Genomic DNA, 11881 nt, shown 5'->3' on the forward strand with positions numbered 1-11881 from the left:
TATAATTGACATAATCGCCAAAATAATATAATATAATTTATGTTAGGAGGCGATTGTGCATGGCAAAAAAAGCTGCGGTCATCATGCCGCAAACACGGGAGATCCTGGCACAGATGGGTGAGCAGATCCGCCTGGCCCGCCTGCGCAGGAAGTTAAGCCTGGAATTGGTAGCAGAGCGTGCCGGGATCAGCCGAGCCACTCTTATATCCATTGAGAAAGGCACCCCTACGGTATCCATCGGCTCCTATGCCGCTGTGTTGCACGCATTAAACAATATGGACAGCGACCTGCTGCTTATTGCAAAAGATGATGAATTCGGCAGGAAACTGCAAGATCTGGCGCTGCCCACCAGACGGCGGGCGCCCAAGAAAGGAGAGTAGCCCATGGCGCAGGACGAAAAGACCATCTATGTATATGAAAATTGGCGTGGAGAGGCACCCACCCTGCTGGGGCGGCTACGCTGCGGCTTTGTCCGTGGACAGGAGACTTTTTCCTTTGAGTATGATCCGGCCTGGCTGTCATCCGCCGAGAGTTCCTTCTCGCTGGACCCGGATCTGGCTCTCTACCGCGGGCGGCAGTATGTGCCGCTGAACAAACAGCTCTTTGGCCTGTTTTCCGACTCCTGCCCGGATCGCTGGGGACGCCTGCTGATGAAGCGCAAGGAGGCCATCGACGCTCGCAAAGAGGACCGCAAGCCCCGTAAGCTCACCGAGAGCGACTTCCTGTTGGGGGTCTACGATGAATCCCGTATGGGTGCGCTGCGGTTCAGCTTGGAAGAAGGGGGCGAATTTCTTTCGAACGATAAAGCGTTTGCGACGCCTCCTTGGGTAAACCTTCGGACGCTGGAAAACGCCTCTATCGCTTTCGAGAACGATGAGAGCGGCCTGAATGAAAAATGGCTGCGTGAGCTTCTGGCCCCCGGCTCCTCCTTGGGAGGCGCAAGACCCAAAGCTACGGTGCAGGCCACAGATGGTGCCTTGTGGATCGCCAAGTTCCCTTCCAAGCATGATGAATATAACAGCGGCGCGTGGGAGAAGGTCGTCCATGACCTGGCACGGCTCTGCGGACTGGATGTTCCGGAATCCAAATTGGAGACGTTCTCCAAGACCGGCAGTACCTTTCTCGTCAAGCGATTTGACCGAAACGGTAGCCGTCGCATCCACTTCGCCTCCGCCATGACCCTGCTGGGCAAGACCGATGGAGCCTCTGCAGCGGACGGAAGCAGCTATCTGGATCTGGCGGCGTTCATCCGGGCCAACGGGGCATCACCCCGGCAGGATCTGGCCGAGCTGTGGAAGCGGATCGTGTTCAGCATGGCGGTATCCAATACTGACGACCACCTGCGCAACCATGGTTTTCTTCTGACACCCACCGGCTGGCGGCTGGCCCCTCTCTATGATGTGAACCCAGTCCCCTCGGGGGACCGGCTTTCCCTCAATGTGAGTGAGTATGATAACACCATTGACTTGGAACTGGCTCTGGAAGTAGCCGATTATTTCGGCCTTGCCCCGCAGGAAGCGGAACAGGCTGCAGAGGAGGTCTGCAAAACAGTATCCGGACACTGGGAACAGTTGGCCGGGCAGTATGGTCTCAGCCGAGGAGCGATAGAGTATATGCGCCCCGCCTTTTCCCTTCCATGATAAGATCACAAACGGACGATTCCTGGCGGAACCGTCCGTTTGCTTATTCTTTGGCGGCTCCCTCAAAAGAGTCCCCGCCCTCATCCTCGTCCATATCCGTATCAATGTCCAGTCCTTCATTGTTCCCCACATTCTTCTCGTAGAGCTTGGTCCATTTGAGCGGATATTTGCATTTGCGGTTATAGGCCAGAAGCATCGCCTCGGCATAGCCCATAGAACCGGGGCGTCGTTCCTTGGCTGTCCTCGAAAGCAGCTTGACCGACATTTCTCCCACTTTTTCCTTGAAGGTTTCATCTTTCAATGTGTCGCCAAAGGTGTAGACCAATCTGGCGATTCCATTGAGCATATTGGCGGAAAGCGAATTCATATCGCCCTCCCAGGTGCCTACGCAGAGTCTGAGTGTTCGATCAAGTACGTGGTAACCAAACCGCTCATATATATTTTCGAGCGTGGAGACAGCACAGACAACGCCATAGTTTCTGACCTGGCCAATGGAAAGAGAATAAGACTCTACCAGATCTTTGATCATAAGCTGCTCCTGATTCCCGGCTTCCACATTTGCCATAAACACTTCATAGGGACGGAGCGGTTTGACAAACTTCATCTGGTTGGCGAAGATATCTGCCTCGTGCTCGTAGTTCAGATCGTCGTATATCATGCACCAGACTGGCGTTTCACGAGAGCCAGAGGCCAGGGCGACGATCTCCACCGTGTGCTGGCCATTGAAGACATAGTTGACCCCATTTCGACGGCTTACCTTCACGGGGTTGATCTGATACAGATCAAAGTGTGCCGCAGCATTCAGCACATGCTGTTCGGAAATATTCCTCTGGTACTCCTGATTGGATACGAGGTTCTTGATGGGAATCTGTTCGAAGTGAACATTGGGAACAAACATACTATAATCTTCCATTAGGATTCCCCCTCAATTGCATTGAGCATTTCCTGGATTTTTCCTTCTAATTCAGTCAACGCCGCCAAGAGGTTTTGTCTGGCAGCAGGTGAGATCGCTTCCAAATGTGCCATGGACTTTGTCCGGTCGATGGAGCTCATCCAGGAGGGGATCGTAAGAGTAAGTCCAGCAACTTCCGCATCCGGGTCATAGGCGGGCATCGTCTTGATTGCCGGCTGCTCTGCCGCCGCTGTACCGGGCTTGGCAGAAGCGTCGGAATAAAGGCATCGTCTCGATTCACTGTAACGAGCAAAAGCAAAGGGATTTTTTCCGATTTTTTTACTAAGTGCTTTCAATTCTTCGGGTTCCATTTCTGATAGAGCAACGATATTTTCGAAAGAAATCTTATATGCCCCGGAAAGAATGTGCGGAACAAGCTCAGGAGCATTTTGTTCAATGGTATCTAATGCTGCACTGTATTTCGCATGTTTCTGTACGGTTGCGCCGGACACATGATACTTCCTTCCCAGCCGGGCTGCTGTTCGCCGGCCACTCTCTTCATCTATTGGGCGGCCTCTCCCCACAGTAATGTTGGGGTTCGGACGGTACTGATTATAGCCATTCCTATTTCGCTGTACTTTCTTTTCCGCTTCATATTGTTTCCCAATCAGATATTTCCTGGTTTCTTCTGAGATGTTGCGGCGCCCAAGTTGGTTCGCACAGATCCAGGCGATGGTAGCATCTCTGCTTGGAAAATCCAGCTCCTTGACTCCATAAGGAATGCGCATTTTATTGCATATTTCATAGCGATTATGACCGTCGACGATGGTATCATTCCATGCGATGATATCTTCCCGGCATCCTTCCATGACCAGATTCAGCTCCAGTTGCCGGTATTCCTCCCGGCGAAGTGGACGAATCAAGTTTTTGAATTCCGGATCGATGTTAGGGTGCTGTACTTGCGGTACTATGAAGGATATGGGGTGCAGGAAATTGCCCAGCTTCTGGGCTGTAGTGCGGGGCTGGTCAGTACCCATCTGGCCCGGGCAAGAATAAAATTACGGGAACAACTGGAGGGAACTTGCTATGAAGTATGAGCAATACCGAAAAGAACTGGAACAAATCCGGCTGACAAAGGAGAGCAAAGAAGCCTTGATCCATGCTCTGCAGGCCAAACAGGTCCCACAGGCCTCCCGGAAACCCCGCCGGTGGAATCGGGTCACCCTGATTGCTGCCGCCATGGCAGCGGTTTTGGTGATCTCAGCGGGGGCGGCGGTGGTGGCGTCTCCGGTGGTGCGCAGCTACTTTGGAAACAGCATTGGATATCAGCAGAGCGCGGTGGAGCTGGGGGAGTCCATCTCCCAAAACGGCTGGACTATGACGCTGACCGACTGCGCGGCGGATGATTATACCGTGTATGTGGGCGTGATCCTCACGGCCCCGGAAGGCACCGTGCTGGACAATGAGAAAGGTTACCTCTTTGAGGACTGGTTCCCGCCGGACTTTCCGGAACTGTATGTGGCCGGTTCGGGTGGCTATATGCAGGTGGAGGATGAAGACCCCACCGATAATCAGATCAGCTTCATTTTTACCACCAACCTTTACTACAATGCCGGAAACCAGCCGCTGAATGGACAGCTCATGGAGCTCACACTGGGCAAGCTCTACCACAACACGGTGTGGGACGAGAAGGAAGAGCGCTGGCTGCGTACTTATGACTGTGAGGAAGACTGGACCTTCCGCACCACCCTGAATTACTCGGATCACATTACCCGGTTAGAGCCAAACCTGCCCGTCCACACCCTGGACGTGGATGCCACGATCACAGAAGTGGTTGTCTCTCCGCTCACCGTCTATGTGCAGATTGAGGGCGACGCCCTCAAGGGCCACCACGACTGGGTGTCCAAGAACGCACCGGACGGCTGGTACGGCTGTGTGGAATACCAGGAAGTTACTCTTTATACCAAAGATGGAACCGCTATTCCCATGATGGGCGGTATGTCTGGCAGCGGGTGCAGTGGAGGCACCGACCGCACCGAGGATGGCTGGATCCGGTTGGTTCGCCGGCCAGAAACCCTGTTGGATGTAGAAAATTTGGCCGCCATTTCCATCTGTGGGGTGTGGATTGAGCTATCCTGCTGACGGTTTCTGGTTTTATGGGGTAGGTGTACCACCAATGCAAGAAGCCGCTGGAATCCTCGGATTCCAGCGGCTTTGCATATGGGATGATTTTATATGCTAGATGAGCCGATACGAGGGAAACGGGAGCAAAGAAATCATTGAATGTGATAATAATCGCTCCGGGCATATTGCTTGAGCTTTGCCTCGTTCATGGTGATACCAAATCCGGGCTTTCCATCATCCAGTAAGACATAACCGTTTTCAAAGCCGGTCATTTCATTGGTCACCTGGTCGGCCAGCAGCATCGGACCGAATAGCTCACAGCCCAGACTGACTTGGGGAGTGGAGCAGCAGAAGTGGAGGTGAGCGGCGTTGCACAAAGGAGTTTCAAACATGCTGCCCACATAGCAGGGGAAGCCGGCTCCCTCGGCGATGGCGGCCAGGCGCTTCCCTCCCAGGAGACCGCCCGCCTTGCACAGCTTGATACCGAATACGCCAACCGCGTCCCGTTTAACCAACTGGGAGGCGGCCTGTATGGACTCCAGGCTTTCATCTGCCATGATGGGGACGTTGGAGCGCTGGTTGATGCAGACCAGGGCGTCCAGCTCCGACTTGGGGACCGGCTGCTCAATGAAATCCAGGTTGTAGGGCTCAAACAGGGCGCAGGCCCGCAGCGCCTGGGCTTTATTCCAGCCCTGGTTGGCGTCTGCCCGGAGCCAGGCCTTGGGCAGGGCCTCCCGGACGCACCGGATGCGTTGGGCGTCCTCTTCCACACTCTTCAGGCCGGTTTTGAATTTGAAAATGAAATTGCCCTTTGCCGTCATTTCCTCCGCTTCCTTTAGGTCAGCTTCGATGCTCCCCGCGGCCAGAGACCAGCTCATGGGTACCTTATCCCGGCACTTGCCGCCCAGTAGGTCATATACAGGCACTCCCCGGGTTTTGCCCAGCAGGTCCCACAGGGCCAGCTCAATGGCAGCCAGGGCGAAGTGGTTCCCGCGCACCAGCTGTTCCATAAAATGCCGCAGGTGCTCAATTTGGGTAAAATCCTTCCCAATGAGATAGGGGCCCACATACTTGTTGACCACGGCAGCGGCGCCCTCTACGCTCTCCTCCGACCAGGTGGGACCGCCCAGGAAGGTGGTTTCCCCCCAACCCTCTATGCCGTTATCCCCCTCGATGCGGACAAACAGATAATTGACCTCCTTTACCGTCATCAGGGACATGACATGGGGACGGGTCAGAGGTATATCCACCACGAGAGTAGAGATCCGTTTGATTTTCATATGATGTACTCCTCCTATTTTAGCAGTAAAGATATCCGGTTTTAGACAAACATGTTATGGAGACGGTATGGACCATCACTTCTGAGTGACGGCATCCCGGTAGTAGGCTCCGCCGCAGGCATTTTTACAGGTGAAGAGGCTGACCAGGAACATTACCAGGAAGCCCACGATACAGGCGGGAATGGCGCCACCGCCGCAGATGGTATTCAGGCCGGGGGTAAACTCAAAGATAATGCCGGTGAGGGCTCCAATGGGGATGGTGCAGATAGCCCCTTTCAGGGTGGCCTTTTTCCAGAACATTCCCAGGATGATGGGCCAGAAAATGCCGCCTACGATGCACACCTGGGCGCCCTTAAAAATATTGACCAGCATGGAGATGGGACGCAGTGCCATGGCCAGGCAGATCAGGCCCAAAACCAGGGTGGCGATTCGGGCCATCTTCATGACCTGGGCGTCGGTGGCTTTGGGGTTAATGATGTTTTTGTAGATGTCGGAGGCGATGTTGGAGGAGGCAGAGTTCAAAGCGGAGTCTGCGGTGGAGAAGGCCGCGCCTAAAATAGCCACTAGATAGATGCACTCCATCCAGCTGGGCATCCAGTTATGAATGGCCCAGAACACCGTGTCGTCAGTAACCGCAATTTCCGCACCGGCTGCCCGGACCGACAGGCCCACGAACATGCAGTACAGGCCCACCAGCAGCACCGCAATGCCGCCGGAAGCCAGGCCGATCCGCGCGGTTTTCAGATCGCGGGAGGCGGCAACTCTCTGGTAGTAGGTCTGCCCGAACAGATTTCCGCAGAAGTAGGTCAGGGTGATGCTGATGACATAGCCCCGGGAGGGCAGGGAGAAGTTGAAGTATTCAGCACCCAGGTTGCTGGCATTCACGCCCTCAAACCAGCCGGTGGCGTTGGCCACGAAACAGAAGAGAAACAGCATTCCAACGGCCATGATGATCTGCTGAAATACGTCCATCCAGGCTACAGCATACATGCCGCCCGTCATGGAGAAGGCCACGATGATGGCGCAGCAGACCACGGCGCCCAGCCAGGAGGGGATGCCCAGTAGGTTGTTGCACATGGTGCCGCAGCCCACCGCACAGCCGATGGTCCAGGAGCAGTACATAAAGACATAGCAGCAGGCGGAGAAGGCGTCGACCCATTTATTTTTGCCATAGATGTACTCCAGCCACTGGGGGATGGTAGCGATGTTCTTCCGCTTGGTCCACTTGGAAAAGAAAAACAAGATGGCAAAGGCGGCCACACAAGAGCCAGCCGTATAGGCGACCACCGTGCTGCCGTAGGCATAGCCGGTGCCCACAAAGCCGATGAGGGAGCCCGTGCCCAGCCAGGTTGCGATGAGGGTGCAGGAAATGGCCAGGGGACCGAGACTGCCGCCGGCGGAGATAAAATCGTCGGAGGAGACCACCTTTTTGCTGGCCAGATGTCCTACAAGTGCGGTGACCAGGATAAACGCAAGAAAAACTGCCCAGTTGATCATAGAGTACCTTCCTTTCATAATAACTTCACTAGAAAGAAAAGCAAACTACATGCCAACTGGGCAGGTGGGTAAAATGGTTCCGTTTTCCGAAAAAGGCCTGGAAAATCAAAATCTTTTCCAAAAAACAGTGTAAAAATTAAAAATGAGAAATTGCAAAATTTAGAATTTACAATTCTCCCTGCTGCTTATATAGCCGCAGCTTGTTGTATAGGGTGGAAAGGGAGATTTTCAGCTCCTTGGCGGCATTTTGCTTGCCCTTGGTGTCATAGCCGTGCTTTTCCAGAGCGCTCAAAATCATCTGCCGCTCCAGGTCACTGATGGAGCTATGGGGAGATGTCTCCGCCGCCTCTTGGATAGAGGGAATCCGGTGATTGGGCATATCCCCTTGAGAGACTCTGACCTTGTGGGGGGTGCCTGGGAGGGGAGGGATCTCGGATTGCAGCACAGAATCAGAGCGGCTGGTCTGGTGGTCGTCGTCCCAGAACAGGACCAGCTTGCCAAGATAATTCTGTAGCTCCCGTATATTGCCGGGCCAGCTGCGGGCCATCAAGGACTGGCACACCTCCGGCGTGAGCTGAAAATCACTGCAATATTCCTCGTTGTATTTGTCGATGTAGTGGGCGGCAATCAAGGGGATATCCTCCTTCCGGTCGTCCAGGGAGGGGAGGGTAATGTTAAATTCGTTGAGACGGTAGTATAGGTCCTTTCGGAAGGTGCCGCGCCGAACCTCCTCTACCAGATTTTTGTTGGTGGCAGCAATCACGCGCACATCAATTTTGATGGCCTTGGTGCCTCCTAGTCGCTCCACTTCGTTGTCCTGAAGGACCCGCAGGAGCTTGGCCTGGAGAGAGTAATTCATCTCGCCGATTTCATCCAAAAACAGAGTACCTCCGTTGGCCAGCTCAAATTTCCCCATTTTGGCCTTGGTAGCGCCGGAGAAGGCGCCGGCCTCATAGCCGAAAAATTCACTCTCCAGCAGGCTGTCGGGAATGGCGGCACAGTTGACCTTGATGAAGGGGCCCCGGGAGCGCCGGCTGGCGCCGTGGATGCTGTGGGCAAATAACTCTTTGCCTGTGCCCGACTCCCCGGAGAGCAGGACGGTCATCTTGGTGTTGGCAATCTTGCCGGCCACCTTTTTACACTGGTTAAGCAGGTCGCTGCTGCCGATGATATCGTCAAAGCAGTAGTCGGAGGAGGCTAGCTGCTGCACCCGTTCCCGCAGGCGGTTAATTTCCAGGTTGCGCTTTTCCAGCAGACGTCCGGTGCGCTCCACATCGGAAATGTCCATAAATACGGAGATAGCCCCAGCGGGCTTCCCCTGCTCATCCACCAAAGGCATGGCGTTGGCCAGGACGGTTTTGGTCTGGTTCAGCGTAGTGTGCAGCCGGGCAATGGATGGCTTTCCCGTGCGTAAAGTCTCTACCAGAGCCCCGTTGGGCGAGACGTCATAAATATTTTTCCCCAAGCGCTCGTCCTTGGACTCGTCCAGGATACGGTGGAAGCCGGCGTTTACATAGATCACCGTGCCATCCTGGGACACCACCTCAATCCCCTCTTTGATGGCGTCCAGCACCTCCTTAAACCACTGGTTGGAGCGGCGTAGCTGCTCGATTTCGGCGGTCAATACCTGGATGGAATCCTGAGTTCGTTCTCCCATCACATTCAGCCCCCTTTCCCCTTGGACTGGTTTCTTTCGGTTCACCCCTTATGGTGCGGCCGGATCAGCTCCTGAAGCGTCTGACACAAGGCCTGGAAATCAATGGGTTTGGAGATGTGTCCATTCATCCCTGCATCGGTGGTCTTTGCGATATCCTCGGCAAAGGCGTTGGCGGTGACGGCGATAATGGGGACGTCCGCTGCGTCAGGACGGTCTAGATGCCGGATGGCTTGGGTCGCCTGGCAACCGTCCATTTCGGGCATCTGCATATCCATCAAAATGGCGTCAAAGGTGTAGGGGGAGGCGGCTTCAAACAGGCGGAGGGCCTCGGCTCCGTTGACGGCCGGAGTGACGGTGATGCCGTTCATGGTAAGAATTTCCGCAGCAATTTCCATATTCAGTTCGTTGTCTTCCGCCAGGAGAATGTGGAGCCCGGATAGATCAATGGCGGAGGACTGGGCGGGTATGGACTCAGGAGCTGGCTGCTGGCCGGAGACGGCGGGCATAGGGAGGATGACCGTAAATTTGCTCCCCTTGCCCAGTTCACTTTCCACCATGATCTCGCCGCTCATCTGTTGTACTAAGCTCTTCACAATGGGCATGCCCAAGCCAGTGCCGATGGCAGAGTGGCTGGAGAAGTGGGTTTCTCGGGAATAGGGCTCGAATAGATGCTCTAAAAATGCCGGAGACATACCGATCCCCGTGTCTTCCACCACAATTTGATATTTGTTGTACTGCTGGAAATCAAACTCCCGCACGCTGACCCGAATCTCCGCTCCTCGCTCGCTGTATTTAAAGGCGTTGGAGATCAGATTGTTTAAAATCTGCGTCAGCTTCTGCTGGTCTCCCAGTACCAAGCTATGCTGGATGTCAAAGGAGATGTCAAATTTCTTTTGTTCGCTCTGGGCCTGGCCGCGGAAGATACCCGCTGCGTCCTCCACACAGGTTTGAATGTTAAATTGACTGTTTTGCAGCTTGTTGCCCTGGTACTCCAGGCGGGAGAGCTCTAAAATATCGTTGATGAGGGACAAAAGCTGTTTTCCGGAGAAGGTGATTTTCCGCATGTAGTCCCCCATTTTTTCTGGGTCATCCAGATGCTGCTCCGCTAGCTCGGACAGGCCGATGATGGCATTGAGGGGGGTACGCATATCATGGGACATATGGCTGAAGAAGGCGGACTTTGCCTTGGTGCTCTTCCGAGCGGTGTCTAGAGCCTCCTGAAGGATGATGGTGTGCTGTAGCTGCTGGCGCTTTTCGATGTCTACTTCCCGAAAACAGAGGATGACTTCGTCGGGAGCCAGCTTCTCGTCGTACAGGGTGCGCACGTTGACCCATTTATAGGTGTCTCCGAAGCGGCGCTGGTAATCCCCACCGTAGTCGGCAATGTGCTCTGCCACCCGCTGGCGGATGCTTTTTAGGGAGAAGCACAGCTCAAACTGCTCATAGGTACTTGGTTCCACCAGGTCACGGATGGTTTGAAGCAACGTGGAGTAGCTTCCCCTGGCCTGAAGGACCGGTTCCAGGTCCTGGGAGTTTTTGATGGTCTCATAGGTGCCGGTTTGGTAATTGATGCGGTAAATGGCGTAAAAGGATTCGCCTAAAATGTGGATGGTCTGATCGGCCTGGCGGATTCTCCGGTTTTGTACCAGGTCCCGGATCACCATGGCGGCCAGGATGGTAAAGAGAATGATGCCCACGCCGGCCATGAAGTAGATGGTCAAATTCCGGCCGCCCATTAAGATGCTGTTGAGGGGGACGGTGATGATTACGGTCCAACCGTTGGTCATGGAGGCGTAGTAGGCCCCTCGCTTTACCCCATTCAAATCCTCAAAAAAGGCGTCGTATTGGGAGAGAGAACCATCCTTGATGCCGTTGAGCAGATAGTCGGTGTAGGATTGGAGCTTGGAGGGGTCAACGTTGGAGGTGTTGGTGGAATATACCAGGGTACCCACGGAATCGCACACATAGAGGGAGCAGTTGTCCGGCAGAATGCGGGAACTGTTGTCCTTGTGCATGTTTTTTGGGAAAATATCGAGGGCCAGCACATCTCCGCTGTGGCCCAGCTGTTTGGCAGCGGTGATCACCGGGTCACCGGTAATGACATCAAAGTATACGTTGGTAAAGATGAGCTCCCCTTTGGCTTGCAGAGCCTGCTGATACCAGTCAGCCTGCTGGTAATCGTAGGCGTCGCCTCCGGTCCAGGGGTTGGCGGCCACAATTTTGCCGGAGATAACGGCGTAAGGATCAATGACATTGTTCCCCACAATGTGGGTGAGCTTGATGAAGTAGTCACTCAACCACTGTTGAAGGTCAGCGTCGGTGCCGCCCTCCTCTGAAATCTCATCCAAGTACTGGGCACCCATCTCTAAAAATGTGCGGAAGGCAACTAGGTGGCTTTCCTCCTCGGCGGCAATGCTTTCAGCCAGCGACATCCCCAGATTCTGAGTATTTTGCAGTAGCTTTGTACGCACCAAAAATATGCTCATTGTCAGTAAAACCACAAAAAGTGCCAACAGAAGAATACTTAAACCGGTATTGGCAGATAATCTGGAATTTTTTCTCACAGGATGCAGCTCCTTATTGTGTATATGGTATGGAGAGAAAACAGCCGGTCCATTTATCGGACCTGGCGGCCATTGTCCAGGGCGCAAGGGGCGGGAACATCCATATTTTAACACGAAAGCCGTTGGGTTTCTACTAGATTTCAGGAAGGGAGCCCAATTTTCCATGTAATTCATAAAAAATGGAGTTCCCCCTGGCAGTGAGCCAGAGGGAACTCCATTCGTCTGGG

At 54.1% G+C, this 11881-nt stretch carries 10 protein-coding genes; 4 read left to right on the forward strand and 6 right to left on the reverse strand.

Annotated features, from left to right (window positions below; translation table 11 throughout):
• The first annotated feature begins 59 nt into the window (after positions 1–59).
• Together B5E43_RS09915 and B5E43_RS09920 are read left to right on the forward strand one after the other, a co-directional pair.
• Complete coding sequence (locus B5E43_RS09915; protein ID WP_071430674.1) at positions 60–380, forward strand: helix-turn-helix transcriptional regulator; 321 nt, start codon at positions 60–62, stop codon at positions 378–380.
• A 3-nt stretch (positions 381–383) separates the two neighbouring features.
• Positions 384–1640 carry a type II toxin-antitoxin system HipA family toxin gene (locus B5E43_RS09920; protein WP_087396293.1) on the forward strand — a complete coding sequence of 419 codons (1257 nt, stop codon included), beginning with the start codon at positions 384–386 and terminating at the stop codon, positions 1638–1640.
• A 43-nt stretch (positions 1641–1683) separates the two neighbouring features.
• On the opposite strand, the gene B5E43_RS09925 is transcribed toward B5E43_RS09920, so the two are convergent.
• Positions 1684–2553: a DUF6551 family protein gene (locus B5E43_RS09925; RefSeq protein WP_087334857.1), complete on the reverse strand. Its 870-nt coding sequence runs from the start codon at positions 2551–2553 to the stop codon at positions 1684–1686.
• Positions 2553–3569: a hypothetical protein gene (locus tag B5E43_RS09930; protein ID WP_242964794.1), complete on the reverse strand. Its 1017-nt coding sequence runs from the start codon at positions 3567–3569 to the stop codon at positions 2553–2555. Before B5E43_RS09930 ends, B5E43_RS09925 begins: the two co-directional genes overlap by 1 nt.
• On the opposite strand from B5E43_RS09930, the gene B5E43_RS15520 reads away from it, so the two are divergent.
• Both B5E43_RS15520 and B5E43_RS09940 read left to right on the forward strand, forming a co-directional pair.
• Positions 3516–3629, forward strand: a complete 114-nt coding sequence (locus tag B5E43_RS15520; RefSeq protein ID WP_242964793.1) for a sigma factor-like helix-turn-helix DNA-binding protein — start codon at positions 3516–3518, stop codon at positions 3627–3629. The genes B5E43_RS09930 and B5E43_RS15520 overlap by 54 nt on opposite strands.
• Positions 3619–4674 (forward strand): DUF4179 domain-containing protein, encoded by a 1056-nt coding sequence (locus tag B5E43_RS09940; RefSeq protein WP_087396298.1) that lies wholly within the window; start codon positions 3619–3621, stop codon positions 4672–4674. The genes B5E43_RS15520 and B5E43_RS09940 overlap by 11 nt, the downstream gene beginning before the upstream one ends.
• Positions 4675–4808: 134 nt before the next feature.
• On the opposite strand, the gene B5E43_RS09945 is transcribed toward B5E43_RS09940, so the two are convergent.
• The 4 genes from B5E43_RS09945 to B5E43_RS09960 all read right to left on the reverse strand — a co-directional run bounded on the left by B5E43_RS09945 (position 4809) and on the right by B5E43_RS09960 (position 11828).
• The gene (locus B5E43_RS09945; RefSeq protein ID WP_087396299.1) at positions 4809–5936 is read right to left on the reverse strand and encodes a muconate/chloromuconate family cycloisomerase; all 1128 of its coding nucleotides are present in this window, start codon (positions 5934–5936) and stop codon (positions 4809–4811) included.
• Positions 5937–6011: 75 nt separating this feature from the next.
• A complete protein-coding gene (locus tag B5E43_RS09950) occupies positions 6012–7433 on the reverse strand; it encodes a sodium:solute symporter family protein (RefSeq protein WP_158099019.1) in 1422 nt (473 codons plus the stop codon).
• 166 nt (positions 7434–7599) lie between these two features.
• On the reverse strand, positions 7600–9090 hold the full coding sequence (locus tag B5E43_RS09955) for a sigma 54-interacting transcriptional regulator (RefSeq protein WP_087396303.1): 1491 nt from the start codon (positions 9088–9090) through the stop codon (positions 7600–7602).
• 41 nt (positions 9091–9131) lie between these two features.
• Positions 9132–11828 (reverse strand): hybrid sensor histidine kinase/response regulator, encoded by a 2697-nt coding sequence (locus B5E43_RS09960; RefSeq protein WP_087396305.1) that lies wholly within the window; start codon positions 11826–11828, stop codon positions 9132–9134.
• Positions 11829–11881 lie beyond the last annotated feature (53 nt).

The sequence above is a fragment of the Flavonifractor sp. An100 genome (assembly GCF_002161175.1).
Taxonomy (GTDB): domain Bacteria; phylum Bacillota; class Clostridia; order Oscillospirales; family Oscillospiraceae; genus Lawsonibacter.

Excerpts from the sequence above, each read along its gene's own strand:
- B5E43_RS09955 (WP_087396303.1), bottom strand. The coding sequence starts at position 9,090 with ATGGGAGAACGAACTCAGGATTCCATCCAGGTATTGACCGCCGAAATC.
- B5E43_RS09930 (WP_242964794.1), bottom strand. The coding sequence starts at position 3,569 with ATGGGTACTGACCAGCCCCGCACTACAGCCCAGAAGCTGGGCAATTTC.
- B5E43_RS09920 (WP_087396293.1), top strand. The coding sequence starts at position 384 with ATGGCGCAGGACGAAAAGACCATCTATGTATATGAAAATTGGCGTGGA.
- B5E43_RS09940 (WP_087396298.1), top strand. The coding sequence starts at position 3,619 with ATGAAGTATGAGCAATACCGAAAAGAACTGGAACAAATCCGGCTGACA.
- B5E43_RS09945 (WP_087396299.1), bottom strand. The coding sequence starts at position 5,936 with ATGAAAATCAAACGGATCTCTACTCTCGTGGTGGATATACCTCTGACC.
- B5E43_RS09925 (WP_087334857.1), bottom strand. The coding sequence starts at position 2,553 with ATGGAAGATTATAGTATGTTTGTTCCCAATGTTCACTTCGAACAGATT.
- B5E43_RS09960 (WP_087396305.1), bottom strand. The coding sequence starts at position 11,828 with ATGAATTACATGGAAAATTGGGCTCCCTTCCTGAAATCTAGTAGAAAC.
- B5E43_RS09950 (WP_158099019.1), bottom strand. The coding sequence starts at position 7,433 with ATGATCAACTGGGCAGTTTTTCTTGCGTTTATCCTGGTCACCGCACTT.
- B5E43_RS09915 (WP_071430674.1), top strand. The coding sequence starts at position 60 with ATGGCAAAAAAAGCTGCGGTCATCATGCCGCAAACACGGGAGATCCTG.